Source organism: Arthrobacter sp. NPDC093139 (assembly GCF_044754165.1).
Classification (GTDB): Bacteria; Actinomycetota; Actinomycetes; order Actinomycetales; family Micrococcaceae; genus Arthrobacter.
Genome location: NZ_JBIVOO010000019.1, coordinates 1 through 26044 on the forward strand (window position 1 = coordinate 1; position 26044 = coordinate 26044).

The following is a 26044-nucleotide window of genomic DNA, read 5'->3' on the forward strand; positions in this document are numbered from 1 at the left end:
GCCTCGCGGGCGAGGCGCTCGACGAAGGCCTCGTCGTTCAGGTCTCCGGGAACGTAGAGGTCCGCGGGTTGCGCGCTGTCGATCTGCTCCTTGCGGCCGGTGAGCAGCAAGCGGGCTCCCTCGCTGCGGAACTGGGAACACACCGCCTGCCCGATTCCGCTGGTGGCACCGGTCACCAGGGCACTGACTTTCTCAAGCCTCATGTCAGACACTCCTTCATGGGGTACGTTAATTGGTTTGCGAGCTTCGGTGGGGAATTCCCGTGGCGGACCGGTCAGTTGAGGAATCCGCGGGCGTCCACCGGCCACCGCTCCAGGGACGTGCCCGTGCTGTCGGTGACGATGTACTCCTCGAAATTGACCACAACCGGGCAGACGTGGTTGGGGACCACCGGAAGTACGGTGCCGACAGCGGGCCGGAAGTCTCCGGCCGGCAGGGGGAGGAATCCGTGGTATTCGTTGAGCTTGGAGAGAATAGCCGACGTGCCGGGGACGGCCCCGTAGCCAATCTCCGGGCTGCCTTCCCGGCTTATTGCTTTGGTGCCTACATCGAGAATGACCTGGTCAGGAACCCAGTCGCTGACCACTGTGCCGGCGACGAACAGCGCGATTTGGTCCTCCGTGCAGGCACCAAGCCGGGTGTTGTTGAGGTCATTGAACACGTACTCACCGGGCCGAATCTCGGTGATCACGCTACTGGTGGAGAACTCCACTGTTGGCGTGGATCCAGCGCTGACTACCTCCGCTGTGATGCCTGCCGCGCTGAGGCTGCGCACAGCGGTGGTGAGCGCGGCGTCCTGGTCCTGCGCAGCCAGTTTGCGGGTCTCAGGACCGGCGCTGCCGTGACCTGGATAAGTAAAGACACCTACCGGCAGCAGACCGCGCTTGCGGGCGGCAAGTGCTAGGTCGCAAGCGGCTTCCGCCGGTGCACCGGAACGACGGGCACCGCAATCGACCTCGATTACGACCTGCAGCCGATCGGCGTCGTCCCCCATCGCATCGGCGAGAGCATTGATCGCGGCGAAGTTGTCGACGCCGACCCGCAGACGGGTGGTCTCGGCAAGCCTGCGGATCCGCGGCCCCTTCGTCCCAGAGGGCCAAATCGGGTAGGCGATGAAGATGTCCTCGAACCCGGCCGCGGCGAAGACCTCTGCCTCGCCCACATTGCCTGCGGTGATTCCGACCGCCCCCGCCTTGACCTGCCGGCGGCCGATCTCGACACATTTGTGCGTCTTGACATGCGGCCTGACGTCGAGGCCTTGCTGGGCCGCGAAGGCCTGCATGCGGTCGATGTTGTCCTGCATCACGTCGGCAAGGATGATCGGGGCCGGGGTGTCGACTCGCTCGACGAGAGCGTCCAGTGCTCGCTGAAGCCGGTTCACGCTGTACTCCTCATGATTCTGTGTATGAATGATCGAGGGTAGCGACGCTGGCTTCCTCGAAATGCTGATTGTTCGGGACCCGCATGCGCGGGTCCCGAACAATCTGCGGGTCCCTAGACGGCCGTGACGACCATCTGGATTTCTACCGGGGTGTTGAGGGGCAGTCCGGCGGCACCGATCGCGGTGCGGGCATGCCGTCCGTTTTCGCCCAGGACCTCGATGAGCAGTTCACTGGCCGCGTTGGCGACCTGAGACTGCAAAGCGAAGTCCGGCGGGCTGGCAACAAATACGAGCATCTGCACGATCCGGACCCGGTCCAGATCGCCCACAGCCTGTAGGCAGCGGCGAGGCAGTTGAGCGCGGCGTGGCGCGCGAGCTCCTTCGCCACTTCCAGCTCCACATCGTTGCCGACGATGCCCTGGCCCAGCAGCACGCCGTCCTTGAAAGGCAGTTGTCCCGAGATATAGATGCTCTCGCCCACTGCCCGGTGGTGAACAAAGTAGGCGTTGCCGTCGAGCTCGGGCAGTTCCAAGCCGAGGGCCTGGAGCCGTTCTGAAGCTGTATCGCCCTTTACGGTTTGAGGTAGTGGCAGGCTCACGATCTAATTGTCCGCTTAGGAGGCGTCAGGACGCGGCAGGCCGAAGAGGACCGGGAGGTCCGAGATGTCGGTGATGCGCTCGTAGCCGAGCCAGTATTCGTCGTGCTCGAAGCCGCGGTCGACGTAGACCTTGTTTTCGATGCCCATGATGGCTGCCGGGCGGTGGTCGTACATCGGGCTGGCAGAGACGTGCACGATCTCGTCCGGGGTCACGCCGAGCTTTTCGAACATGTACTCAAACGCTCCGAGGCGCGGCTTGTACATGCCCATCTGCTCGGCGGTGATCATGACCTCGAACGGGGCCTTAAGGTTCGCCGCAAGCTGCTCGGCAACCGCGGTGTCGCTGTTGGTGATGATGACCAGCGGGACGGCCTCCGCGAGGCGGTTCAGCGCCGCGGTGACTCCGGGGTAGGGGCCAAACGAGGGGATCCGGTCGTAGACCTCGCGTGCCTCGTCGGCGCGGAACTCGATGCCGACCTTGCGCGAAGCGCGCTCCATGGAGTCGTTGACGATCTGGTGGAAGGGCTTGTACGCGCCCGTGCACTCGTCGATCCGGTACGCCTTGCAGATCCGCAGGTACTCATCGGCGACCTCCGCGGGCAGGCGCTCGCCCAGGACGTCACGCATCAAGTCGTTGATCGCGAACTTGATGAGCGTTCCGTTCATGTCGAACGTGGCGAACTTCGGCTTGGTTTCGAATTCGAATGCCATTTGATCCTCCTAAGTTGACCTCTCGTCGATTGTCGACAAGATCGTGTTGATACTCGACGATACTTCTTCCGACCACAGAAAGTCAACGAAATGTTCTACAGTAGGACATGTCGGGCCTTAAGGCGCTGAACGCATTGAAGAGGGCGCTCAGCGCGTGAACCCTGGCCTGACCGGCGCGGCTTGATCCCATGGGGTGTCCGGGCTTGGTCAGCAGCGTCGGGTCGGCTTTGGACCGGCTGTAGTCGAAGGCCCGCTCCAGTGCCGGGAAGTATTCCAGCAGCCGGGCTTGCAAACGGTTGTTGTGAGAGCAGCCGCTTTCCGTCGGCGTCGATCACAACACAGCGATGATGGGCTTTGCCAGCGTCAATACCGGCCCATACGTGCACCAAGAACAGCCTCCAGTCTGCTGAATGGGTAGTGCCCAGCAGATAACCGCGCCGTCGTGTCCTTATCCGGCGATCATGTCGCGTCTCTCAATCAGCGGTCCGGTCATCGCGGGGTGACGAGCGGCCAATCCTACGAAGCCGTCACGAAACCGTCCGGCACAGCAACCAAAGCCATGCCCGCCTCCCCTGGGTAGCCACGACCCTGCAACGGCCGCGGAACTGAGCCCGGTAACAACATAAGGAACCATTCCTCAAGCGGCTGTGAATTGTGTCCAATCGGGGAAGGGGTCCACGGGCAGTGGGTCCGCACGCAGTGGAACACCAAGCAGTGGTGGGTCAAGGCCCTCGTTGTCCGGTTCCTCGAGACCGTCTGGCCAGTCGAGGTGGTCGAGTCTCTCAAGGTAGTTTGGCAAGTGGGGTGGCTCCCAGTCCTGTTGTTCGCTGGGATAGTGCCGCCCCGCCTGTGAAATCCAGCCGGGCGGGCTGTCACGCGTCGCGTTGACCGGCCTCCAGAGCGTCGTGTGTTTCAGGCGGTGGTGTTTCGGGCAGGGCTGACCCAGGTTGGCGATCCCGGTGCCGCCGCCTTCGGACCAGGCCAGCAGATGATCCGCTTCGTTATCCAGGGACTGATTGTTGCAGCCGGGAAAGGGACATTTCCCGTCTCTGAGCCGGAGCCATTGGCGCATCGGTTTCGTCAGCCGGTAACTGGTGCGTCCGATCTCCAGTGGTGCCCCGTCGCGGGGATCGGTCAGCACCCGCAGGAACGACGTCGCCCCATCTGCAACCAGCCTTCGGGCTATCGACGCCGGAACCGGGCCATACCCGTCCAGTACGGCCGGTTCCTCTCCGGCATCAAGCAGCGAGAACACCGGAACTGTGACCAGCACCTGCGCCGACGGCGACAGGATCCCTTCCGCCAACCCGCCGGCCACACTCTTCGCTTCACCGTATAACAGCCAGCCAGCGGCGACGTCCGCGCGCAGTTGCATCAAAGTCCGTGACTCCGCCGGGCCCTTCAGAGCACGGGCCGCATCTGTGCTGCGGTTCCAGATGCCCGCCGCGGTGTCCGCGGGCAGATACGCCGACAACCAGGCCATTCCGTCCCGGTCCGGGACATACTCGACCCGCCGGTCCTTCACGCTCCTGCGGTGCCTGGTTTCGATGCTCACCGGATGATGCCGTTCCCGCCAGGCACGCGCCCTGGCCCGGAACCTGCCCGGCACCAACTCCCCTGCCAGGCAGCCAGGCCCACGCCGGGCAGCGCCCAGCCTGACAGCGTCCACATCGGACCACTCCGGGTCGGACTGCTCCGGGACGCAGGCTTCCAGGAAGTGGGTTTCCAAGGCCGTTGCGGCCGCAGGTTCCAGGTTGGCTGTTTCATCACACAGGATCCGGGCGTGCTGCCAGGAAATGCTCCCGGAGCTCAATGTGGACAGCGTCAACGGCCGAGCGGTGGTCAGGGTTCGGGCGTCGCCCAGCAAGGCCGCGGCGCTGCGTTCACTCACCGTCAAAACGCAGGCGACCTCAGCGGTCACGGCGATCTCCTGGGCCGTGCGCTCCTGCGGGGAACTGGCCGGTCCCGCCAAGGCCTCGGCAGCGGCGGCGTACCCAGCCGCGAAATGAACCTTCAAGGCCGCCAGCTGGGCCTCCATCCTGCCCACCTCCGCCAAACCGTCCAAACACGCGTCCGCCGTACCCCGCAGAGGATCCTGGTGCAAAAGAGGAGCAGCAGTGGCCAAGGCCACGCCTCCGGTCACGTCCCCGTCCACCTCGCCGGTCCCGCGGCGGACAACAACAGCCAACGCAGCGACAGAGGCTTCGATGCCCTCCAACGACTCCACCACCGCCCTGTCATCCATACAGAGAGCATGACATCGGGCACCGACAAAAAAGCACGCAGTGAAAAAACGCTGCGACGAGGAGCGTCAACGTTCGGCAACGCCGACTCCTCCCGGGCATAGGTGGTTAGCGCCGCCGCGCCATAACCTAACGCCCCCGTAACCCAACTAAGCGAGGCGATAACTTGTTTGGCATGAGGACATAATCGCAGGTCAGGTACTACTTGGCGGCAGCCTTCACAGCGGCATTGAAGGATTTCAGGCGGCTGATTTCCACTTCCACCGGATCCACCACAAGGTTCCCGGCTACCTGCGTAACTGCCGCGTTGAGGCGCCTCCGCGCTGCGGCCATCCGGGCGTGCGCAACCCCCGCTGTGATGAACTTGGCGGTGACCGCAAGGAGTATGCCCAGCACTGCGCCTCCGGCAATCATGAGCGTGGGAACAGGCCAGCCCTCCACACGGGGCACCTCCGGGACCGGCAACTGCAGGTAACCGAGGACGGCGAGCAGACCCAGCCACCCCAGTCCGCCTGCGGCCGTCAGCAGCGACAGCCACTGGAGCACGTTGAAGACACCCCACCACCAGGACTTCCGTCCGGCTCTGAGGTCAGTCCCGGCGATGGCTTGGTCGAGGGCGTCCGGGAGCCGGTCCCTCCCCGTCCGGGCAGCATTCCGGATGGACGCCCGCCAAGGGCCTGGTGCGCCGTCGCTCGCGGCGTCGGCAAATTCACGGACCGCGGCGTCTGTCCTGGCCCGTTCAGGTGCGCCGGCCGCAGGCAGGGAGGTCCTGTTCACCTCGGGGTTGGCGGCGCGCCGCAGGTTCAGGCGCCGCAGCGGATCCGGCCTGAACCGGACGAGCCACCGCGTTACCGGCCAGCCGGTCCTCCGGATGGATTCCTGCCTGTAGGAGCGTCCCACAGCATCGACCACGAGCGGAACGTTGGCCGCGATGGCCAGCTCCTCCGCCAGCCGCGCCTTCGATCCGCTTTTCACGCCTGCTGCCTCTCCTGCCCCGGACGCCTCCGACAGCCGGGCCGAGGCCTTGGAGACATCGGCGGAGAGCCGCAGGGACAGGGCTGCCCTCCGGTCTACGACCTGGCGGATTGCTGCGCGGACGTTGTCCACTCCGGCGCCGGTCAGGGCTGAAGCGGCCACAACCTGCACTTTCCCGAGGCCGTCCCGGGCGAGGATTTCCTTGAGCGACTCAAGCACGAGCGGTAGGTCAGCTTCGGGAAGCCTGTCGATCTGGTTCAGCACTACGAGCGTGACGGCGCCGTGTGAAGCCAGCGGGGCCAGAAAATCATTATGAACGGCGGCGTCGGCGTACTTCTGCGGATCCAGCACCCAGACGAGGACGTCCACCATTCCCACGAGCCGCTGCACCGTATCGCGGTTTGCGGTCCTCGTCGAATCGAAGTCCGGCAGGTCGAGCAGGATGAGGCCGCTGGATTCGTCGGCGAAGCCCGGCACGGGCTGGCCATGATGGCGCTGGCGAACCTCCAGCCAGTCGAGCAGGGCTTCGCTGCCGTCCACTCCCCAGACACTCGCCAGCGGTTCCGATGTTGTGGGCCGGCGGGCCGCCGCCGTCGCGATCTCAGCCCCGTTGACGGCGTTGAACAGGGTCGACTTGCCGCTTCCGGTGGCCCCAAAGAAGCCCACCACGGTGTGGTCCGCCGAGAGGGACCGCCGCGAGCTCGCCCGTTCCAGCACGTGGAGGACTTCATCGAGCGCGTCGTCCGGAAGGACGCCCTCTGCCAGCTCACGGGCATTGTTCAGCGCCTCTAGACGACTCTGCAGCTGGGTCTCTTCCTTGACCAGGCCGTGGCGGCTCATGCGGCGTCCGCCAGCCGGGCCAGCAGCCGGGCATGGCCGGCAAGCACTTCGGCTGACGGTCCCTGATCAAACGCCAGCCGTTCCAGGAAGCGCTCCTGTTCACCCTGCAGCAGCCTCTGGCAGCGGGCATGGAGGTCTTCACGGGCAGTCCGGGCCAGCCGGCGCACGGCGTCCTCGCCGAAGAAGGCCTCAAGCAGTCTTTGGCCGACGACGGCCGTGCCGCCTGCGATGCCGACTTCCAGGCCCGTCAGGCCCGCAGTCATGGAGAACACCACCACCATCAGGGCAGCTCCGAGGCCGTTGATGCCAAAGGAGAGCCATCTCGCCTGCGTCCGCTTGCCTTGCCCCTCGGTCCGGATCAGTTCCATCAGGCTCCCCTGCCAGGCCCGGATTTCCGCGGCGACGTCGTCTCCAAACCCCGGCGTGGTTCCCGAGAGATCGTCCGTGCCGAGCAGCTGGCGGCCGGCCGGGTCCGAGCGCCAGCGCCGGTCCGCATCCTCGGCAGCGTTGGCCGCTTCATCGACGATGACCGCCTGCAGCCCCGTTTCGATCGCGGTTTCCACTTTGACCGCGGGGGCGGGTTCGCCGCGGAAGAACGCGCCCATACGGTCCCGGAACAGGCCGATGTTCTGTTCGACGCTTCTGAAGAACTCGCCCGTGCCCACAAAATCCTGCCAGCGGGCCAGTACCTCTCCGCGCAGCAGTGCTCCGTCCTGGGTGGCATTGAGGATCCGGTCCAGCGCGTCCCGGTACGCGCCACGGACGTCGTCGCCGAGGACTCCTGCCGCCCGCGCCTGTTCGCTTGCGGCCTCCGACGCCAGCTGTACCCGCTGGCCCAGTGCCCTCACGGTGCCATTGAGCGTGCGCCGGGCGATGTCTGCCCGGCCGGCGGCGTCCGCGGCTAGGCTCCCCAGCCAGGCCTTGAGCGGCTGGACGGCGGCGGCGGGAAGCATGCCGAGCTCGTTGAGGGAAACTTCCGGAACGATAAACAGTCCAGCCTCCCCGAGCCCCTCGCGCGCCAGCATGGCACGCAGGTCTTCGCTGACTTCGGCTTCCGCCGCCGGAGGGACCCGGTCGAGCACCACGGCGACCATGATGTCCCGGGACGCAGCGTTCAGCAGCAGCTTCCAGGGAACAGCATCCGCGTAGCGGTTGGCTGTGGTGACGAAAACCCACAGGTCGGCTGCCGCCAGCAGTTGGCCGGCCAGCTTGCGGTTGTCATCCGAAATGGAATCGACATCGGGGGCGTCAAGGAGGGCGACGCCCTGCGGCACGGCGGGGTCCGCTACCAGGACCAGCGAAGAGACGGCGGCTTCGTCCGGGGCGGGGCGGGCCTGGCTGGCCGGGACCTCGGCCGGTACGACGACACCCCGGATGCGGCTGAGGCTCGGCAGGACGCGCTGGTCCTCAAACCAGGCGGCGTCCGCCGGATGGTGCAGGAGTATCGGCTGTCGGGTGGTGGGGCGGATTGCTCCTGCCCGTGTCACCGGATGGCCTACGAGGGCGTTGACTAGCGTCGATTTGCCCGCCCCGGTGGAACCGCCGACGACGGCCAGCAGCGGGGCGTCCAGGCTGCGGTACCGCGGGAGGATGTAGTCATCGAGCTGGGACACAGAACTGCGGATCTCCAGCCTGGTTTGTTCCGCGCCGGGCAGGGCCAGCGGCAACGACACGGAAGCCAGATCGCGGTGCACGGCCTCAAGCAGCGCGACAGCCCCGGCCGACTGCTCGGGGGAGGACTGTTGCCGGCCGCTGGGCACTGTGTTGTCGGAAGACGGTGCCCGCTCATTGGATGAGGTCACAGCTTCATCATGCCAGTTCAGGCGATTCTGCGGGCCAGCCACTGCTGGGGAAGGCGCCCGGCGGATTAAACACAGCAGGCTCCGGGCATAAGCCCGGAGCCTGCTGTCTTGTGACCCCAGCGGGATTCGAACCCGCGTTACCGCCGTGAGAGGGCGGCGTACTAGGCCGCTATACGATGGGGCCGCGTACTTTTCCGATCAGCATCTCTGCCATTCGGGCTAAGTGATTGTTTCATACACTTAGCTGCTGTTCCAAATCGGTAATTCTCTTTGGAACTTCCGAAAATCTGCGGGAATTCCGCGGATAATTCAGAGCTGGGATACCAGGACTCGAACCTAGAATGACGGTACCAGAAACCGTAGTGTTGCCAATTACACCATATCCCAAAGGCACTTTCGGGCCGGTCTCACAGGATCAATCCTGCGCTCCGAGCGCCTCAGCACGAGTAATTACTTTACCCGAGAGGCTGGTCCTGCACAAATCGGCAGCGGCGTCATCGCGTGTTAGGTGCGTCACCCCTCGCACAGTGTCCTCGCCACGGGAAGAAATTCGTGTCAGGATGCGGCATGAGTACGGTGAGCGATATCGGCAGGATCATCGACACGGCCCGCGAAGAGATGATTTTCATCGGGCCCGATCACCCCTACTACCCTTTGCTGGCGGGTCTGGTCGCCGCTGTCCGGGATGCCTGGCAGCAGGGTTATGACCATTGCCGCAGCGGCGGGTCCGGCGCGAACCCCTATGGCTGGACCAACAGTCATTGACGGGGACACCAAGTGAGGGGCAGGGAGACGCAATGACAGTGGCGGGCACGCCCCGCTCATCCGGCCACGTGGTGCTGTTGGGCGATTCGATTTTCGACAACAAGGCGTACGTGGGCGAAGACCCGGACGTCATCACGCAACTCCGCCAGGAACTCCCGCCCGGGTGGCAGGCCACCCTGCTGGCTCTCGACGGCGACGTGATGGCCGATGTGGACCGGCAGCTGCGCCTCCTGCCAGAGGACGCTACGCATCTTGTGGTCAGCGTCGGCGGCAATGACGCCCTGGGTTTCGCCGACATCCTGCAAATGCCCGCCGGAGATGTCACAGCTGCGCTGAACATTCTCGCCGCTGTCCAGGATGACTTCGCTGCCGGCTATCAGGCCATGGCAAAGGCAGTTGCCTCGACCGGCCTGCCGTCCGCTGTGTGCACTATCTACGACACCCCATCCAACGGACCGGCCTACAGGACGATCAAAACAGCCCTTGCGATTTTCAATGACTGCATCACGCGGGCCGCTTTCTCCCTGGGCATCTCCCTGATCGACCTGCGCCTTCTGTGCAGCGAGGACAGCGACTATGCGAACCCCATCGAACCGTCTTCGCTGGGCGGGGCAAAAATCGCACGGGCCATCGCCCTCATGGCCATGCAAGGCCATCAGCCCGGCAGAACCACCGTCATCGCCGACCATACACAGCTGAAAGGCACATGATGTTCATCCTCTTCGGCCTCAGCACCAAAGTCAGGGAACTGCCCTCGCGGGCTGCGACCTGCCAACAGTGCGGGGCCTTCGCCCAGCACTATCTGGAGGAGCGTGCCACCAGATTCACGCTGTTCTTCATTCCCGTCTTTACAACGTCCCGGTCATATCAGATCACCTGCTCAAACTGCGGTCGCCGCTCCAAAATCAGCGGCCGGCAAAAGAACGCCCTGGTCCGCTAGGAACGCTACGGCCCGAGGCATCAAGGTTCCGCAGCCGCCGGGCCGGCCAGCGCCCGCTACGGCTGGACCAGCAGTTCGAGCAGCGTTCCGACCTCATGTCCCTTGTAGTCCGGAGCTGACTCCCCCGTCCGGTTCAGCCAGACGCCCACCAGGCCGGCCGCCGTCGAGCCTTCTGCGTCGAGCAGGAGGTTGTCGCCGATATAGAGGGTGCTGTCCGGGGAACTGCCCAGCAAGCGCACGCCTTCCAGGTAGATGGCAGGATCGGGCTTCGGCACTCCAACCGTGTCAGTGCCCACGAGCCTGCGGATCCGTTCCAGCCCGGCGCTGTCGAGCTTGGCACGCTGGTAATCATGCACGTTGTTGCTCACGGCGCCGTAGGGTATGCCGGCGTCATCCAAGGCATCCAGCAGCGGCAGAACGTCCTCGAACGCCCGGACGTAGCTCGGCTGCAGGCGGGCATAGGAAGTGAGCCAGCTGTGCGCTTCTTCGCCCTCGCCGAGGTCGACGCCGAAATGCCCCAGTGCCGCACGCCCCCGAAGCAGCCGCTGTTCGTTGAAGGTCAGTTCGCCCGCCAGGTAGCGGTCATAATAATGCGTGGTTTCGTGCGTGAAGATCCTGCCGAACCTCTCCCACCCGGCCTGGTCCAGGCCCGGCAGGAGATGTTCACTGACGTCGCGCAGGGCCGTGGTCATGGAGAAGGCCAGGTCGACCAGCGTGTCGTCAATATCGAAAAGGACCCCACCCACCGCGCCGAAGCGGCGGTCGAGAACGACGCCGGCTTCCACGCCCGCCTGCCCCTGCATCAGCCGCGGAAGGCGCGCAGCCGCGCCAGTGACGAGTCCTTGCCCAGGATCACCATGGATTCGAACAGCGGGGGCGAGATCCGGCGGCCGGAGACTGCGGTGCGGACTGGGCCGAACGCCAGCCTCGGCTTGATGCCAAGGTCTTCCACCAGGGCCTCCTTCAGGGCGGTCTGGATGTTCTCTGCGCTCCAGTCCTCGATGGGCTCGAGCGCGGCCAGCGCGGCGTCGAGCACCTCGTCCAGGTTCTGCGGAAGCCCCTTGCGTGCGTCGTCAGCGATGTCGATGGCGTCGTCGTTCTTGAACAGGAAGGCGAGCATTTCCGGTGCCTCACCCAGCAGGGAGATGCGCTCCTGGATCAGCGGGGCCGCCTCGGCGAGGATCTCCTCCTGGCGCGGGGTCAAGCTGTCCCCCACAAACCCTGCAGCCTGGAGGTACGGGACCAGCCGGCCACGGAAATCCTCCGGATCGAGCATGCGGATGTGGGTGCCGTTGATGGCTTCGGCCTTCTTGATGTCGAAGCGGGCCGGGTTAGCCAGGACGTCCTTGACGTCGAAGTTTTCAATCAGCTGGTCCACGGTGAAAATGTCTTCATCGGCGGAGAGGCTCCAGCCCAGCAGCGAGAGGTAGTTGAGCAGCCCCTCGCGGATGAAACCGCGGTCACGGAGCAGGAACAGGTTGGACTGCGGATCACGCTTGGACAGCTTCTTGTTGCCTTCGCCCATGACGTACGGAAGGTGGCCGAAAACGGGCATGTAGCTGGCCACGCCAATGTTCATCAGCGCACGGATCAGCACCACCTGCCGGGGCGTGGACGAGAGCAGGTCTTCGCCGCGCAGCACATGGGTGATGCCCATCAGGGCGTCGTCTACGGGGTTGACCAGCGTGTACAGCGGTGAGCCGTCCGCGCGGACGATGACGTAGTCCGGGATGCTGCCGGCCTTGAAAGTGATCTCGCCGCGCACCAGGTCGGTGAAGGTGACGTCCTCGTCGGGCATGCGAACGCGGAGCACGGGCTCGCGGCCTTCGGCCTTGAACGCCGCCACCTGCTCATCGGACAGGTCGCGGTCGAAGTTGTCATAGCCCAGCTTGGGGTCCCGACCGGCGGCCCGGTGGCGTGCCTCCACTTCCTCCGGCGAGGAGTAGCACTCGTAGGCGTAGCCGGCCTCGATGAGTTTGGTGACGACGTCCTTGTAGAGGTCCAGGCGCTGTGACTGGCGGTACGGCTCGTGCGGGCCGCCGACTTCCACGCCTTCTTCCCAGGTGATGCCGAGCCACTTCAGCGCCTCGAGCAGCTGCTGGTAGCTTTCTTCCGAGTCGCGCGCGGCGTCTGTGTCCTCAATGCGGAACACGAATGTGCCCTTGGTGTGCCGGGCGTGGGCCCAGTTGAAGAGGGCCGTGCGGATCAGGCCGACGTGCGGGGTGCCGGTGGGCGAAGGGCAGAACCGGACACGCACGGGAGTGTCGGCGGTGACTTCACGGAGGGCAGAGCTGGAGACGGCGTTCGACGCAGAAGGAGTAGTCATAGTGACTCCAACTTTACCGCCTGCATCACGGGGGAACTCGTCGGCAACTCCCCGGCTGGTTGCAGCGCCGAAAGCAGCGCAGCCGCCACGCCCAGGGCGTGGCGGCTGCCGGGAATGCCTGGCGAATCAGGCTAGCGGCGGACGATGGGGTTGGAAAGCCTGCCGATGCCCTCGATTTCGACTTCGAAGCGGTCCCCGGCCTGCACCAGATCAACGCCTGCCGGGGTGCCTGTCATGATGACGTCACCGGGCAGGAGGGTGAACGCGCTCGAGACGATGGAGACGAGTTCCCGGACGCCGCGGATCATTTGGTTGGTGCTGCCGTCCTGGCGGAGCTCGCCGTTGAGCCGGCCCTTGATGGACAGGTCCTCGGGGTCAAGCTCGGTCTCGATCCAGGGTCCGAGCGGCGCGGAGGTGTCGAACCCTTTGGCACGGGCCCACTGCAGATCGATTTTCTGGACGTCCCGGGCGGTGAGGTCGTTGCCGCACGTGTAACCGAAAATCACGTCGTCCGCGCGCTCCTCCGGAACGTCTTTGCAGATCCGCCCGATCACCACGCAGAGTTCAGCCTCGTAGGAGACTTCATCGGAGAACTCGGGAAGCACGACGGGATCGTTCGGACCCACCACGGAGGTGTTGGGCTTCAGGAACAGCAGGGGGTGCTGGGGCACTTCGTTGCCGAGTTCGCGGGCGTGTTCCGCGAAGTTGCGGCCCACGCCGATCACCTTGCTGCGGGGAATGATGGGTGCCAGCAGGCGGACGTCCTCCAGCTTGTGGCGGACGTGGGTGCGTTCCACACCGTTGAAGAAGGGGTCGCCGTTGATGACAGTGACTTCCTCACTGCCTGGCTCGCCTTCAACGACGCCGTAGAGGGGATCAGAATCAACTACAAACCGGGCAATACGCATGGCCCCAAGCCTACAGTCTCACCCGGGTGAGCCCGCCGCGCACCCAGGGGTTCCCGCGGTGGGTGCGCGTCAGAGCCGCTCGCGCAGGGAACGCAGGTACTCCAGCTGGGCTGCCACCGAATTCTCGGCCGCGCGCCGCACGGTCGGGTCGACGTCGGCATAGACGACATCGGTGACCTCCGCGATACCCGGTTCCCCGCCGAGCCCGGCGAGGGCAGCGCGGATCTGGGACAACCGGTCAAGCCGGTGGCTGCGGTAGGCCCGGACTACGGCGTCCAGAGCAGGCAGGACAGGCCCGTGGGCGGGAAGCACCGTGGCCGGCCCCAGCAGTTCCAGCCGGTCGAGGGAGGACAGGTAATCGTCGAGGCGGCCGTCCGGGTGGTCCAGCACCGTGGTTCCGCGGCCCAGGATGGTGTCGCCCGTGAGCACGGAACCGGCAGGGCCGTCGAGGGGCAGGTGGAAGCAGACCGAGTCGGAGGTGTGTCCCGGCGTGGCCAGGACCCGGATCTCGGTTCCGGCCACGGAGATGACCTCGCCGGGCTGCAGCGGCGCCCCTGCAGTGCAGTGAGCCGGGTCGGCGGCACGGACCGGGGCACCCGTCAGTTCGTGGAGGTGTGCCGCCCCTGCGGTGTGGTCACGATGGCGGTGGGTGATCAGGATCAGTTCCACGGTACGGGCTGCCAGCTCGTGCAGGTGCGCCTCGTCGAGCGGGCCAGGATCCACCACGGCAGCACCCGGATGGCCGGCCGCCGCTATGACGTACGAATTGGTGCCTTCCAGGCTCATCGGCCCGGGATTGGGCGCGAGGCGGAAGCGCGTCAGGGGGCTGCTGGCGGTCAATGCAGGGCTCGAGGGCTCAGACGTCACAAGTACATCTTTGCACCAGCGGCCGTTCAGACAAGCAGCAGGATGACGATGACCAGCGGCAGCGCGGCCTCGGCGACGCCATTGGCCCACAGCCGCCGTTCGGTGACCAGGAGCAGTAGGCCGAGGAAGACATGCCCGAGACAGGTGAAAAGGAGCAGCGCCCGGCCGGCGGCGCCGCTGCTCCCGAGCAAAAGGGCGCCTGTGATCGCTCCGACGCCCCACACCATGTTGTAGAACCCGAGGTTGAAGGTCCACAGCCTTACCGTCTGAACGTCCTCGGGAGCCACCAGGAACAAGTTAATGCCCGACGGCGGCCCCCACACAAAGTGGGGACCGCCGTCGTTCGCGTTGTTTGTCGGGCGGACGGACCGGCTCAGGCCAGCCTGGTGAGCCAGCCGTGTGTGTCCGGGACCGTGCCCGTCTGGATTCCCAGAAGGTGCTCACGGATGGCCATGGTGGTTTCGCCGGCTTTGGCATCCTCGGAGCCGATGAATTCAGTCTCGTCCTTGAGGACGCCGATGGGCGTGATCACGGCTGCAGTCCCGCAGGCGAAGACCTCGGTGATGTCTCCGGAGGCCACGCCGTCGCGCCATTCATCCAGCGTGATCTTGCGCTCGCTCACATCCCGGCCCATGTCCTTCGCCACCTGGATGACGGACATCCGGGTAACGCCTTCAAGGATGGTGCCCGTCAGCGCCGGGGTGACAAGCGAGCCGTCCTTCATCACGAAGAAGACGTTCATGCCGCCAAGTTCCTCAACCGCGTTGTCGTTGAACTGGTCCAGGAACAGCACCTGCTTGCAGCCGTTCGCCTCTGCCTCCTGCTGCGCGATCAGGGACGCCGCGTAGTTTCCGCCGCACTTTGCGGCACCTGTGCCGCCGCGGCCTGCCCGGGCGTACTGGCGCGAGATCCAGATGGAGACGGGCCTGAGCTCGCCGCCAAAGTAGTTGCCGGCCGGGGAGGCGATGACCCTGAAGGACACCTCCCGGGCTGCCCGAACGCCCAGGAACGCCTCGGTGGCAATCATGAACGGACGGAGGTAGAGGGCTTCGCCGTCGCCCGAGGGGACCCATTCCTTGTCCGCTGCCACGAGTTCGCGGACGGCACCGAGGAAGTACTCTGCGGGAAGCTCCGGCAGGGCAAGACGGCGGGCCGACTGGTTCAGGCGTGCCGCGTTGGCCTCCGGGCGGAAGGCCCAGATGGTGCCGTCGGCATGCCGGTATGCCTTCAACCCTTCGAAGATCTCCTGGCCGTAGTGCAGCACGGCTGCGGACGGGTCCAGGGTGATAGGCCCATAGGCCTCAATCCGGGCATCGTGCCAGCCGCCGTTTCCGTGTTCGTCGACCCTGTAGTCAACGATCGCAGTGTGGTCGGTGAAGTAGTTGCCAAATCCCGGGTTTGCCAGGATGGCTGCACGCTCTTCAGCAGACTTCGGGGTTGCCGAGGGATGCTGGGTGAATTCGACGCCATGGGCAGTCTGAGTCATGGTTCCTCCACGGTCGGCTGCCTGGCATGTGAACGTGGTTCAGCATCGGACCACGGCAGCATATTGGTGATTCAGGTCAAGCTTACGCCTGAAGGACGGGCCTAAACGGCAGCGGCGATGGCGTCCCCGATGGCGCTGGTGCTGCGCACTTCACCGTCGCGGCTCTCGACGTCGGCCACGACGGCGGCTTCGATCTTTCGTGCCGCGGCGGAATAGCCGAGATGCTCCAGCAGGAGAGCCGCCGACAGGATGGCCGCCGTGGGGTCCGCCTTCTGCTGCCCGGCGATGTCCGGTGCAGAACCGTGAACGGGCTCGAACATGGAGGGCGCCGTGCGATCCATGTTGATGTTGCCGGAGGCGGCGAGACCGATGCCGCCTGTGATGGCTGCGGCAAGGTCCGTGATGATGTCGCCGAAGAGGTTGTCGGTGACGATCACATCGAATCGCCCGGGGTCCGTGACCATGAAAATGGTGGCGGCGTCGATGTGCAGGTAGTCATGGCTGACCTCGGGAAATTCCTGGGCCACGGCCTCGACCGTGCGCTTCCACAGGTGACCCGCGTACACCAGGACGTTGTGCTTGTGGACCAGCGTCAGTTTCTTGCGCGGGCGCTCGTTGGCACGCCGGAAAGCGTCGCGAACGACCCGTTCCACGCCGTGGGCGGTGTTCAGCGAAACCTCCGTGGCCACTTCATGGGGTGTTCCGCCCCGCAGCGTGCCGCCGTTGCCCACATAGGGGCCTTCCGTACCTTCGCGGACAACGACGAAGTCGATGTTTCCCGGGTTGGACAACGGGCTGCCCACGCTGCCGTAAAGCCTGGAGGGCCGCAGGTTCACGAAGTGGTCCAGGCTGAAGCGCAGCTTGAGCAGCATCTCGCGTTCGATGATGCCCGACGGGATCCGGGTATCTCCGGGGGCTGCACCTACGGCTCCGAACAGGATGGCGTCGCGGGTCCGCAGATCCGCCAGCACCTCATCGGGGAGGGTCTCGCCCGTCTCGAGCCAGTGCTGCGCGCCCAGCTTGTAGTGGGTCTGTTCGAGAGTGACACCCTCGGCCGCGACCACCTTTTCGAGGACCTTGAGGGCTTCGGCGGTGACCTCGGGGCCAATGCCGTCGCCGGGGATGACAGCGAGATTGATCGTTGATGCGCTCATGGTTTTCAGAGTAGCCAAGCGATCCACATTCTGGTCAAACCGTCTCATTATTCAGACGGAGGAGATTGCGGCAGGCTTACTTGGACGGCACCGGTGACGCGACCACGGCCACGTTCTTGCCCCAGAGGTCTTGGGTAAAGCAACTGACCAGCACGAGGCGGTTAGGCACAACAGACCAGATGGGACTGTCCTTCAGGGAGGACTTCGTATAAGTCGTGACTGAGTCCACCTTGTAGCTGAGCTTTGCCTTGGCAGTGACGACGGTGAGTATATCCCCCGGGACTGCGGCTGAGCTGAGGTGGTTAAAGGGCGCGTCCTGGCCTTCCCAGCTGTGGCCGATGACGTAGGTCGTGTTTACGGAGCCGACGCCGGGCTGGCCGAACGGTGTGAGCCAGTACCCGTCCATGGTCTCCGGTGGCACGATGGACCTGCTGTCCATATCGCCGCTGCCCGGTTTCAGGGGGTGCACTGCTATGTCCATGCCGGCAGCAGGATAGATGATGCGCTGCGGAGGTGCGGCGGTAATAACCAGCGGCTTCGCGGCCGCAGACGGCCTCGGGGCCGCAGCTTTTGCAGGAGCAGCAGCCTTGCCCGCGGCGGGAGATGTTGCAGGGGCGGCAGGTACCTCGCCCGGCGCCCCCGTCTCCGGGAACTGCGTCGTGGGCGCGGCAGGTGAATACCTGGCGGCCGGCGGGTTCACAGCGGCAGCGGGTGACAGGCCGCTGCCGCCAACGCCATAGATGAGCCAGGCAGTCAGGATCCCCAGACAGCAAAATGACAACACAAGCAGGTCCACGTAGCTGAGCAGCAGCCTTCGGCTGCCCCCACGCTCCGCCTCCCTATTCTGTCGATGGCTGCCCATGGCTCCTCCTTATGGCGGGAATCGGAAAGGAGGGTGCCACGTCCCAGCCACGTGGCACCCTCAAACCGCTACCGTTCAGCTGCCAAGCTTCCTGGCCCGGGCCCCACCCCGCCCCAGGACTACGGCGGACAGGCCCGTAAAGAGGGCTGTCAGGGCGGCCAGCCAAGCAGGAATCCCGCTCTCGGTTCCCCCGCCGGCAGCCGTCTGCACGTTGTAGCCCGCATTGGTCGCAGGAGCTGCAACAGGTACCGCCGCAACCGGCGCCGCCGCTGCAGGAGCAGCCACTGCCGGCTTCGCCACCGGCTTTGCCGCAGGCTTGACCACCGGCTTCACTACAGGCTTGACCACTGGAGCCTCGGGTACCACAACCGCCGGCGGTGCAACCACCGGGGGTGCCACAACCGGGGGTGCCACAACAGGAGGTGCCACAACAGGGGGTGCCACAACAGGAGGCTGCTCCTCCGCGGGTGGCTCCTCGGCCGGCGGTTCCTCGGCGGGCGGCTCCTCGTACGGCGGTTCCTCCTCGTTGTCTGGGTAGCAGTCCCCCTGATGGCCGACGCCGTTGCCGTTGCCACCACCGTTACCGCCGCTGTTCCCGTTCCCGTTTCCGCCGTCGCCGCCGTTGCCGTTCTCGTGACCTTCCTCATTGACGTCGATCTCGATGATCGGGTTCGTCTCTGAGCCGGTGTGGTGGCAGACTTCGACCTGCCCGTCGCCCGGCGTGGCGATGGCCGGGAGTGTGGTGCCCAGGAGTCCAAGACCCACAAGCCCCACTGCCGCGATAGTTCGTCTCATTTCATGTCCCTCCATACCGTGATCAAACTGACCGGACCGTTCGCGGCATTTCCGTCTCACCCGAACCACTGTCTGAAGGTCAAACCGTGGAATAGAGATGCTGGATACTCCCAATGACGCCGTCAGTCTGCTTGCAATCTCAGGGTAGGATGCGGTGCCGCGGCAGTCCCGAGTAGCCAGTACGCCTTATTCGGGGGCCTTCTACTTGGTGGCGTCGGTCCTCGCGCCCGTTTGTACCTGCCACCACTTGGTTACGCGCGGCGCCGGTATGGGTACAAAGAAAAAGGCCCCCGCGCCCTGGATGAAACCGGGCGCGGGGGCGCCGGCAGCGACCGCCGCCGGAAAAACAGGGTCAGCCTTCGGCCGGCTCCTCATACTTCGGGAAGACCGGAGCCGGTGCGGGCAGGCTGGTGCCGGGCACGATCGGCACGGGGATCGCAGCGAACTGCCGTGCGCCGCCTTCCGGCTGGCCCAGTGCAGCGAGAAGCGTGGCCATGGCGCCCGGCATGACAGGCTGCGCCAGGATTGCCACGACCCGCAGCACTTCCAGCGTCACGTACAGTACCGTCTGCATGCGTTCGACGTCGGTCTTCCGCAGGACCCACGGGGCCTGTTCGGCAAAGTATGCGTTGGTGTCGCCCAGCACGCCCCAGATCGCTTCGAGGGCGCGGCTGAATTCCTGCTTGTCGAAGGCCGCACGGGCCTGGCCAAGCAGGGCGTTCGCCTGGGCGAGGATGGCCTGGTCGTCAGCGGTGAACGGGCCGGGCACCGGCACCTGCCCCCCGCAGTTCTTCGCCACCATGGACAGAGAGCGCTGGGCGAGGTTGCCGAAGTTGTTCGCCAGGTCGGAGTTCATCCTGCCCACGATTGCCTCGTGGTTGTAGCTGCCGTCGGCGCCAAAGGGAACTTCGCGGAGGAAGAAGAAGCGGACCTGGTCAAGGCCGTACTGCGCCACGAAGTCCTCAGGGGCCACAACGTTGCCCAGGGACTTGGACATCTTGACGCCGTTGTTGTTGAGGAAGCCGTGGATCATGATGCGCTTCGGCAACTCCAGGCCGGCGCTCATCAGGAAGGCCGGCCAGTAAATGGCATGGAAGCGCGAGATGTCCTTGCCGATGATGTGGACGTCCGCGGGCCAGTACTTCCTGAAGGACTCAGAATCCGTGTCCGGGTACCCGGCGCCCGTCAGGTAGTTCGTCAGGGCGTCGACCCAGACGTACATCACGTGCTTGTCGTTGCCCGGTACCGGGACACCCCAGTCGAAAGTGGTCCGGCTGATCGACAGGTCCTCCAAACCACGCTTCACGAAGCTGATCACTTCGTTGAAGCGGTATTGCGGAGCACCGAATTCCGGCTGCGCCTCGTAGAGCGCCAGCAGCTTGTCCTGGTAGTTGGAGAGGCGGAAGAAGTAGCTTTCCTCGGCTGTCCAGGTCACCGGGGTGTCGGTCTCCTTGGTGTACCGCGCGCCGTCCTCCTTGACCACGGTGTCGTCTTCCCCGTAGTAGGCCTCGTCGCGGACGGAGTACCAGCCCTCGTATTTGGACAGGTAGATGTCCCCGTTGGCTTCCATCTTCTTCCAGATGGCCTGGGAGGCGGTGTAGTGGTCGGCGTCTGTGGTGCGGATGAACCGGTCGTAGGAGATGCCCAGGGCAGCATGGGCCGCCTTGTAGATTTCCGCGTTCCGGTCTACGAGCTCCTTGGGGGTGATGCCTTCCTTTTCCGCGGTCTGGGCGATCTTCAGTCCGTGCTCGTCAGTGCCTGTCAGGAACATCACGTCGTAGCCGTCGAGCCGCTTGAAGCGGGCCATTGCGTCGGTGGCAATGTATTCGTACGCATGGCCGATGTGGGGCACACCGTTCGGGTACGTGATGGCCGTCGTGATGTAGAACGGGCTCTTGTCTGGGGAAGTCACGGGCGGAAAGTTACCTTTGGTGCGGAGGGATGGATCTAGATCAGTTCCGTCAGCGTATCGCTGAGCCGGACCAGTTCGTGATCATGTGAAGCAACGAGGACAGCAATGCCGTCAGACGTGGTGTCCTTCAGGATGCTGATGATGCGGTTGGCGGACGCCCGGTCCAGGCTTGCCGTGGGCTCATCGACCACGAGCACGCGGGTTCCCAGAATGAGCGCCCGGGCTATGGCCACGCGCTGGCGCTCACCGCCGGACAGCTGGGCGGGGCGGTGCCGCATCCTGCGACCCAGGCCCACCAGGTCCAGCAGGTCCTTGGCCATGTCCCGGCGCTGCTCCACTTCGCCGTCGGGAACAGCCGGCAACAAGACGTTCTCGAGGGCGCTCATCCCGTCAATCAGCGCCCCGCCCTGGTCGACGTAACCGATGAGGGCACGGCGGCGATCGGCGATCTCGTCGTCGCCCATGCTTTCAAGCGACTCGCCCTCCCACAGCACCCGGCCCGACGTCGGCAGTGTGAGACCGGCTCCCACCGTCAGGATGCTGGTCTTGCCGGAGCCGCTGCGGCCGGCGACGCAGTGCATCTCGCCGGCGTGCAGCGTCAGGTCGAATCCCTCCACCACGCTGACGGCGTCGGCTCCGCCCTTGCCCCCGCCGTAGCGGATGGTGATGTTGTTCAGTTCCAGCGGTGTACCGTGATCGGCGGCCTTGACGAGGGTGTTGGCGCGCGTCTGGAGCGGGCCTTCGCCGTCGTCGTTCCCGCGCGCCCGGCGAAGGTTAAGGTCGTTGGTCATTGGACTACTTTCGTTGCAATCGGAATCCAGCAAAGTACGGCCACGAGCCCGGCCACGGCGGCCCAGAGCGCGGCATAGGGAGCAAGGAGCAGCCCGACACCGAGGGCGCCCAGGACGCCGAGCGGCACCGCCACCGCGCCCACCAGGACATTCTCGAAGAACCGAACCTGCCCAAGCATGTCGGGGTTCCACCCCATCGCCTCAAGCGTGCCCAGGTACTGACGCTTGGCCTGCAGCTCGAAACGCCCGGTCACGAGGGTCAGCAGCAGTCCGACGGCAACACCGGCGATGCCCAGGATGATGCTCGGCAGGGCGACGCTGGCAGCGGCCATTCCGCTCAGTGCGCTGGCGCCGGCGGCGCGCGGGATGTCGATCAGCAGCGCGATCAGGCCACCGACTGCCGCGCCGAACACTCCGACGGCCACCGCGAGCGAGATGGCATTGAAGCGGTTGGTGGTGACTTGCCGGTTGGCGAACGTCAGGGGCGAGTCAACCGCGATGAGCCGCTCGTCGTGCTGCGGCTCCTGGTCCACCTCCTCGCGGTGCCGCAGCTGCTGCGCGGCGAAGAACGCCGCCGCCGCATACAGCACCAGCACGGATGCCGAGACGATCAGCGTGGCAAGGTTCCAGCTCAGCAGGCTCAGGATAATGCCGGCCACTGCCAGAAGACCGGCACCCACAGCGAATTCCTCCAGCACCCATGAGCGGATCTTCCGCTGGGTCCAGCCCATGGCGCGCAGCGTACCGGCCTCGCGGCGCCGCTGGCGGACGTAGCTCACGGTTGATGCACCTGTCAGCAGCGCTGCGCCGCACAGAGTAAGGAAGAGCAGCGTGATGTTCGTGGCGGTCAGCGAGCCGCTCACGGCGTCGGCGGCGTCCTGCCTGACCCATGACTGCTGGACGGTGCCCAGTGCAGACTCCTTGCCGGCGCCGTCCCTTGAGTAGCCGGGGACGAAGATGTTGGCGTCCTCGCGGGCGGAGCCTGCCACGACCGTGGCTTCCAGGCCCATGTCGCGGATCTCGTTGGCCAGCTTCTCCACTTCCGGCTGGACCTGCTTCCAGCTTCCGGGCGCTGCGGCACGCACACGCACGGCGTCGATGACCGAGGCGTTCTTCTCGTACCCGCGGGCGGCCGCCAGGCCGTAGTAGTCCGTGATGGCGCCCGCGGACTGGCTGACCAGCCCTGTTGCGCTGAGTGACGGTTTCAGCGTGGTGTTCTGGACGTCCTTGCCCTGGGCATCCTTGGTCAGGGTCAGCGGCGTGGGGTCGTAGCCTCCCAGAGGGAGCCTGTTGACATCGCCGGCCGCCTGTTGGACGGCGGCGGGATCGAAGGTCCCATAAACCATGGCGAGCGGAGATGCGAGCTTCTCCCCCGTCTCGAGATTCTCCCGGTAGGAGCGCTCATCAACGGGATTGCGCTGGGTCTGGTCTACGGGTTCGCCTGCCGCCGTCTTTTCCGGAAGGCGGTTAACGGTTACCCACTCGCCGGGCGTCGCTGTCTTGTCCACTGCGCCGTTGGAGGCGGTAGAGCCGTCTGTGTACTTGGGAGCCGAGGCGAAGTTCGTGCTCCACGTGGCAGGAGTGTAGAGGCCGCGTCCGAAGCTTTCCGGGTTCCCCAGCAACTTGGAGTGATCCGTGGACCCCGGCCAGGAGAGGGCGAAGGGCGACTTTGATACGAACGGCAGGTAGTCCTTGCCGAGGGACCGGTCAACCGTTCCGACGTCCTTGACCACATTTCCGGCGTCGTCGATTTCCTCGATCTTCACCGAGTACTTCAGGTCGAGAGCTGTGCCCGAGCGGACAATCAGCGGAATCGCCTGGGAATCCTCAGTCAGTTGGCCGCTGAGCTTTGCCTGCTGGTACTGGGTCATCAGCGGGGCCCAGTACTTGAGCTTTACCCCGAGGAAGTCCGGCCCCTCTTCCAGTTCCTTCATGCTGATGCCGCTGGTGAAGAGGCTTTCAAAGTGCTGTCCCACCGCAGCGGCGTTGCGGGCGTCGGCGGGCGGCGCCTTCTCCAGGGGGGCCAGGAAGTCTCCTGCGGTTCCGAGCAGTGCACGTTCGGCAACGGGGTCGACGGCGACCACGGACTCTGTGACCTCCGGTGCCATGGGCAGCGCAACGGTGAGGTTGAAAAGGCTGTGCTCGGACCCGCCTGCAGGAGCGGGGAACTTGATGCCCGTCTCCCCCTCGGGTCCGGCGATCCGCACGCTCCTGCCGCCGGCCGTCTCCTCTTCAACGAGGCGGCCCTTGCCGAGGGTCCCTTCGGCAGTGGACTTGAAGAGTGTCTTCTCGGATGAGCCGTCCGAACTCGTGGCACTGGCCGTCAGCCGGTACTTCTTGGGGGTGTCCTCCAGCACGGACTCCGCCGCAGGCCATTTGCTGGGATCGGTTGCGCTCGGGTCTCCGGCCGTGGCTGTGCCAACGAGGCCTGAGTTGAAGCCGAGGTAGTCCATCGCTTCAAGTCTCGGGGCCTCGAGGTTCTGGGTGACGCGGGACACTAGGCTGATGGGCGCCGCGACGGAGGTGCCCTGGAGGTCCCGGATGCCCTGCAGCTGGTCGAAGCTGATGCCGCCCTGGCCTGTGGCGATGTCCGGCTGCATCAGTGCGCCTCCGGTTCCGGCCTTGGCCTGGACCAGGATGTCGTATAGCCCGCGCGAGTTTTCGTCCACTGTCCGGTTCAGCGCGGCCTGCGACTGGGTTTGGACCAGGACGGACAGACACATGGCGGCGATCAAAATGGCAGCGGTCAGCAGCAGCACTTTGCTTCTGATGAACCTCTGGACGGCATTCATTGGGCTCCCTGAAACCTGGATGGCGTGCGCACGCCTCATCACCGCTAAAGGCGAAGGTTGTCCCTTGCGGGCGTACAAAAAGTATTGGCCGGCCTGCCGGCAAGATCCTTAATTCGGACCTAGCCATTGTACGCAGACCGGCCAGTCATACTTGGCAGGGTGACAGCCGCGGCGCGGAGTTCACCCTGTGTTCATCTTCTTAGTCTTCGAGATCCACTTCGCGAACCATCTCGGCACCGATGCCGGCCTTGATGGCGTCAAGGACCTGCTGCGGGACGGAGCTGTCGATCGTGAGCAGCGCCAGAACCTGGCCGCCCTCTGCGCTCCGGGCAACCTGCATGCCGCCGATGTTGATGTTGTTCATGCCCAGAATGTGGCCGATGGTGCCGATGACACCGGGACGGTCGGCGTAGGAAACCACAACGAGGTGTTCGCTGATGGGGATCTCGACGTCGTAGCCGTTGACGCCGACGAGCTTCTGCACCTGCTTGGGGCCGGTCAAGGTGCCGGCGACCGAGATCTGGCTGCCGTCGCTCAGGGCGCCGCGGAGGGTGAGGACGTTGCGGTAGTCCTCGGCATCCGGGGTGGTGATGAGGCGGACGTTGATGCCGCGCTGTTCGGCGATGACAGGGGCGTTGACGTAGGACACCTGCTCGGTGACAACGTCGGCGAAAATGCCCTTCAGTGCGGCGAGTTCCAGGACCTTGACGTCAAGGGCGGCGATCTCACCGGCAACCTCGACGTCGACCTGGGTCAGCGAGTCATGCGTCAGCGCCGTGAAGATACGGCCCAGCTTCTCGATGAGCGGGATGCCCGGGCGGACATCGGGGGCGATGACCCCGCCGGCGACGTTCACGGCGTCGGGCACGAGTTCACCGGCGAGGGCGAGTCGGACAGACTTCGCCACGGAAACACCGGCCTTTTCCTGGGCTTCGTCCGTGGAGGCACCCAGGTGCGGGGTCACCACCACGTTGTCCAGCTTGAAGAACGGCAGGTCCGTGCTGGGCTCCTGAACGAAGACGTCCACTCCCGCTCCGGCGATCTGGCCGTCCAGCAGTGCCGTGTAGAGGGCTTCCTCGTCCACGAGTCCGCCGCGGGCGACGTTAATGACGTAGGCCGTGGACTTCATCTTGGTAAATGCTTCCGCACCGAGCATGCCGACCGTCTCGGGGGTCTTGGGCATGTGGATCGTGATGAAGTCCGACTGTGCCAGCAGCTCGTCGAGGGTCACCAGCTTCACGCCGAGCTGGGCAGCGCGGGCCGAGGTGATGTAGGGATCGTAGGCGAGGATTTCTGTGTCAAAGCCCTGGAGTCGGGCCGCGACCAGGGCGCCGATGCGGCCCAGGCCGATGATGCCGATCTTCTTTTCGAAGAGTTCGATGCCGGTGTACTTGGAGCGCTTCCATTCGCCGTCCTTCAGGGCGGCACTGGCCTGCGGAATGTGGCGGGCCAGGCTCAGGATGTGGCCCACCGTGAGCTCAGCGGCGGAGACGATGTTGGACGTCGGGGCGTTCACCACCATCACGCCGGCCTGCGTGGCGGCCTTGATGTCGACATTGTCCAGGCCGACGCCGGCACGGGCGATGACCTTCAGGTTCTTCGCTGCGGCTATGGCCTCTGCGTCCACCTTGGTGGCGGACCGGACGAGGATGGCGTCGACGTCCTCGATGGCAGAGAGCAACTGGGAACGGTCGGCGCCGTCGGTCTGCCGGATCTCAAAGTCCGGGCCAAGGGCCTCGATGGTGGCGGGCGAAAGCTCTTCGGCGAGCAGTACTACGGGTTTTGACACGGCTGATCCTCTGCATAGCAGTCCTGGGGATAAATCAAGTCTAGGCTGACGGAAAGGCCGGGCTCACATTTGTTAAGTGTGAACCCGGCCTCACTGTTGCGCTCTGA

24 protein-coding genes and 2 tRNA genes are annotated in these 26044 nt (G+C 65.2%); 4 read left to right on the forward strand and 22 right to left on the reverse strand.

Translation table 11 applies throughout. The features are described from left to right. The 3 genes from ACIP90_RS19995 to ACIP90_RS20005 all read right to left on the reverse strand — a co-directional run. On the reverse strand, window positions 1-203 hold a 203-nt coding region (locus ACIP90_RS19995), incomplete at its 3' end, for an SDR family NAD(P)-dependent oxidoreductase (RefSeq protein ID WP_400581457.1). 71 nt (window positions 204-274) lie between these two features. Next, window positions 275-1381 carry an alanine racemase gene (locus ACIP90_RS20000; protein ID WP_400581458.1) on the reverse strand — a complete coding sequence of 369 codons (1107 nt, stop codon included), beginning with the start codon at window positions 1379-1381 and terminating at the stop codon, window positions 275-277. 113 nt (window positions 1382-1494) lie between these two features. Further along, window positions 1495-1710, reverse strand: coding sequence for a RidA family protein (locus tag ACIP90_RS20005; protein ID WP_400581459.1), 216 nt, complete (start codon window positions 1708-1710; stop codon window positions 1495-1497). Between the two features lie 35 nt (window positions 1711-1745). Between ACIP90_RS20005 and ACIP90_RS20010 the strand changes: the two genes are divergently transcribed. Continuing rightward, entirely contained in the window at window positions 1746-1937 is a 192-nt protein-coding gene (locus tag ACIP90_RS20010; protein WP_400581460.1) for a hypothetical protein, read from the forward strand. A gap of 57 nt (window positions 1938-1994) precedes the next feature. Here ACIP90_RS20010 and ACIP90_RS20015 read toward each other — a convergent pair whose 3' ends face one another. From ACIP90_RS20015 to ACIP90_RS20040, 6 genes are all read right to left on the reverse strand, one after another. Further along, window positions 1995-2690: a haloacid dehalogenase type II gene (locus tag ACIP90_RS20015; RefSeq protein WP_400581461.1), complete on the reverse strand. Its 696-nt coding sequence runs from the start codon at window positions 2688-2690 to the stop codon at window positions 1995-1997. Between the two features lie 637 nt (window positions 2691-3327). After that, window positions 3328-4935, reverse strand: coding sequence for a DUF222 domain-containing protein (locus ACIP90_RS20020; protein WP_400581462.1), 1608 nt, complete (start codon window positions 4933-4935; stop codon window positions 3328-3330). Between the two features lie 199 nt (window positions 4936-5134). Next, window positions 5135-6748 carry a GTPase gene (locus ACIP90_RS20025; protein WP_400581464.1) on the reverse strand — a complete coding sequence of 538 codons (1614 nt, stop codon included), beginning with the start codon at window positions 6746-6748 and terminating at the stop codon, window positions 5135-5137. Next, the gene (locus tag ACIP90_RS20030; protein ID WP_400581519.1) at window positions 6745-8508 is read right to left on the reverse strand and encodes a dynamin family protein; all 1764 of its coding nucleotides are present in this window, start codon (window positions 8506-8508) and stop codon (window positions 6745-6747) included. The genes ACIP90_RS20025 and ACIP90_RS20030 overlap by 4 nt, the downstream gene beginning before the upstream one ends. A 153-nt stretch (window positions 8509-8661) precedes the next feature. Then, a tRNA-Glu gene (locus ACIP90_RS20035) sits at window positions 8662-8734 on the reverse strand. A 131-nt stretch (window positions 8735-8865) separates the two neighbouring features. After that, a tRNA-Gln gene (locus ACIP90_RS20040) sits at window positions 8866-8937 on the reverse strand. A 180-nt stretch (window positions 8938-9117) separates the two neighbouring features. Between ACIP90_RS20040 and ACIP90_RS20045 the strand changes: the two genes are divergently transcribed. The 3 genes from ACIP90_RS20045 to ACIP90_RS20055 are packed head-to-tail and all read left to right on the forward strand — an operon-like array spanning window position 9118 to window position 10255. Beyond that, window positions 9118-9315, forward strand: a complete 198-nt coding sequence (locus ACIP90_RS20045; protein ID WP_400581465.1) for a hypothetical protein — start codon at window positions 9118-9120, stop codon at window positions 9313-9315. A gap of 32 nt (window positions 9316-9347) precedes the next feature. Then, window positions 9348-10025 (forward strand): GDSL-type esterase/lipase family protein, encoded by a 678-nt coding sequence (locus ACIP90_RS20050; RefSeq protein ID WP_400581466.1) that lies wholly within the window; start codon window positions 9348-9350, stop codon window positions 10023-10025. Then, on the forward strand, window positions 10022-10255 hold the full coding sequence (locus ACIP90_RS20055; RefSeq protein ID WP_400581467.1) for a zinc-ribbon domain-containing protein: 234 nt from the start codon (window positions 10022-10024) through the stop codon (window positions 10253-10255). Before ACIP90_RS20050 ends, ACIP90_RS20055 begins: the two co-directional genes overlap by 4 nt. A gap of 56 nt (window positions 10256-10311) precedes the next feature. On the opposite strand, the gene ACIP90_RS20060 is transcribed toward ACIP90_RS20055, so the two are convergent. From ACIP90_RS20060 to serA, 13 genes are all read right to left on the reverse strand, one after another. Continuing rightward, on the reverse strand, window positions 10312-11058 hold the full coding sequence (locus tag ACIP90_RS20060; RefSeq protein ID WP_400581468.1) for an HAD family hydrolase: 747 nt from the start codon (window positions 11056-11058) through the stop codon (window positions 10312-10314). Then, window positions 11058-12581 carry a glutamate--tRNA ligase gene (gltX, locus tag ACIP90_RS20065; protein WP_400581469.1) on the reverse strand — a complete coding sequence of 508 codons (1524 nt, stop codon included), beginning with the start codon at window positions 12579-12581 and terminating at the stop codon, window positions 11058-11060. The genes ACIP90_RS20060 and gltX overlap by 1 nt, the downstream gene beginning before the upstream one ends. 131 nt (window positions 12582-12712) lie before the next feature. Further along, on the reverse strand, window positions 12713-13489 hold the full coding sequence (locus ACIP90_RS20070) for a fumarylacetoacetate hydrolase family protein (protein WP_400581470.1): 777 nt from the start codon (window positions 13487-13489) through the stop codon (window positions 12713-12715). A gap of 69 nt (window positions 13490-13558) precedes the next feature. Beyond that, window positions 13559-14356: an MBL fold metallo-hydrolase gene (locus ACIP90_RS20075; protein ID WP_400581471.1), complete on the reverse strand. Its 798-nt coding sequence runs from the start codon at window positions 14354-14356 to the stop codon at window positions 13559-13561. A 26-nt stretch (window positions 14357-14382) separates the two neighbouring features. Further along, window positions 14383-14679 (reverse strand): DUF1304 family protein, encoded by a 297-nt coding sequence (locus tag ACIP90_RS20080; RefSeq protein ID WP_400581472.1) that lies wholly within the window; start codon window positions 14677-14679, stop codon window positions 14383-14385. Window positions 14680-14729: 50 nt separating this feature from the next. Further along, window positions 14730-15842 (reverse strand): branched-chain amino acid aminotransferase, encoded by a 1113-nt coding sequence (locus ACIP90_RS20085; protein WP_400581473.1) that lies wholly within the window; start codon window positions 15840-15842, stop codon window positions 14730-14732. A 101-nt stretch (window positions 15843-15943) separates the two neighbouring features. Next, window positions 15944-16996, reverse strand: a complete 1053-nt coding sequence (locus ACIP90_RS20090) for a 3-isopropylmalate dehydrogenase (RefSeq protein WP_400581474.1) — start codon at window positions 16994-16996, stop codon at window positions 15944-15946. 76 nt (window positions 16997-17072) lie between these two features. Next, the gene (locus tag ACIP90_RS20095; RefSeq protein ID WP_400581476.1) at window positions 17073-17858 is read right to left on the reverse strand and encodes a class F sortase; all 786 of its coding nucleotides are present in this window, start codon (window positions 17856-17858) and stop codon (window positions 17073-17075) included. Between the two features lie 75 nt (window positions 17859-17933). Next, on the reverse strand, window positions 17934-18653 hold the full coding sequence (locus ACIP90_RS20100; RefSeq protein WP_400581477.1) for a hypothetical protein: 720 nt from the start codon (window positions 18651-18653) through the stop codon (window positions 17934-17936). Between the two features lie 352 nt (window positions 18654-19005). Next, window positions 19006-20565: a methionine--tRNA ligase gene (metG, locus tag ACIP90_RS20105; RefSeq protein WP_400581478.1), complete on the reverse strand. Its 1560-nt coding sequence runs from the start codon at window positions 20563-20565 to the stop codon at window positions 19006-19008. A gap of 35 nt (window positions 20566-20600) precedes the next feature. Continuing rightward, the gene (locus ACIP90_RS20110) at window positions 20601-21356 is read right to left on the reverse strand and encodes an ABC transporter ATP-binding protein (RefSeq protein WP_400581479.1); all 756 of its coding nucleotides are present in this window, start codon (window positions 21354-21356) and stop codon (window positions 20601-20603) included. Further along, on the reverse strand, window positions 21353-24148 hold the full coding sequence (locus ACIP90_RS20115; protein WP_400581480.1) for an FtsX-like permease family protein: 2796 nt from the start codon (window positions 24146-24148) through the stop codon (window positions 21353-21355). The genes ACIP90_RS20110 and ACIP90_RS20115 overlap by 4 nt, the downstream gene beginning before the upstream one ends. Before the next feature lie 199 nt (window positions 24149-24347). Continuing rightward, window positions 24348-25937 (reverse strand): phosphoglycerate dehydrogenase, encoded by a 1590-nt coding sequence (gene serA, locus ACIP90_RS20120; protein ID WP_400581481.1) that lies wholly within the window; start codon window positions 25935-25937, stop codon window positions 24348-24350. Between the last annotated feature and the right edge of the window lie 107 nt (window positions 25938-26044).

Excerpts from the sequence above, each read along its gene's own strand:
- ACIP90_RS20015 (WP_400581461.1), bottom strand. The coding sequence starts at position 2,690 with ATGGCATTCGAATTCGAAACCAAGCCGAAGTTCGCCACGTTCGACATG.
- ACIP90_RS20020 (WP_400581462.1), bottom strand. The coding sequence starts at position 4,935 with ATGGATGACAGGGCGGTGGTGGAGTCGTTGGAGGGCATCGAAGCCTCT.
- ACIP90_RS20025 (WP_400581464.1), bottom strand. The coding sequence starts at position 6,748 with ATGAGCCGCCACGGCCTGGTCAAGGAAGAGACCCAGCTGCAGAGTCGT.
- ACIP90_RS20045 (WP_400581465.1), top strand. The coding sequence starts at position 9,118 with ATGAGTACGGTGAGCGATATCGGCAGGATCATCGACACGGCCCGCGAA.
- ACIP90_RS20050 (WP_400581466.1), top strand. The coding sequence starts at position 9,348 with ATGACAGTGGCGGGCACGCCCCGCTCATCCGGCCACGTGGTGCTGTTG.
- ACIP90_RS20055 (WP_400581467.1), top strand. The coding sequence starts at position 10,022 with ATGATGTTCATCCTCTTCGGCCTCAGCACCAAAGTCAGGGAACTGCCC.
- ACIP90_RS20060 (WP_400581468.1), bottom strand. The coding sequence starts at position 11,058 with ATGCAGGGGCAGGCGGGCGTGGAAGCCGGCGTCGTTCTCGACCGCCGC.
- gltX (WP_400581469.1), bottom strand. The coding sequence starts at position 12,581 with ATGACTACTCCTTCTGCGTCGAACGCCGTCTCCAGCTCTGCCCTCCGT.
- ACIP90_RS20070 (WP_400581470.1), bottom strand. The coding sequence starts at position 13,489 with ATGCGTATTGCCCGGTTTGTAGTTGATTCTGATCCCCTCTACGGCGTC.
- ACIP90_RS20085 (WP_400581473.1), bottom strand. The coding sequence starts at position 15,842 with ATGACTCAGACTGCCCATGGCGTCGAATTCACCCAGCATCCCTCGGCA.
- ACIP90_RS20090 (WP_400581474.1), bottom strand. The coding sequence starts at position 16,996 with ATGAGCGCATCAACGATCAATCTCGCTGTCATCCCCGGCGACGGCATT.
- ACIP90_RS20095 (WP_400581476.1), bottom strand. The coding sequence starts at position 17,858 with ATGGGCAGCCATCGACAGAATAGGGAGGCGGAGCGTGGGGGCAGCCGA.
- ACIP90_RS20100 (WP_400581477.1), bottom strand. The coding sequence starts at position 18,653 with ATGAGACGAACTATCGCGGCAGTGGGGCTTGTGGGTCTTGGACTCCTG.
- ACIP90_RS20110 (WP_400581479.1), bottom strand. The coding sequence starts at position 21,356 with ATGACCAACGACCTTAACCTTCGCCGGGCGCGCGGGAACGACGACGGC.
- ACIP90_RS20115 (WP_400581480.1), bottom strand. The coding sequence starts at position 24,148 with ATGAATGCCGTCCAGAGGTTCATCAGAAGCAAAGTGCTGCTGCTGACC.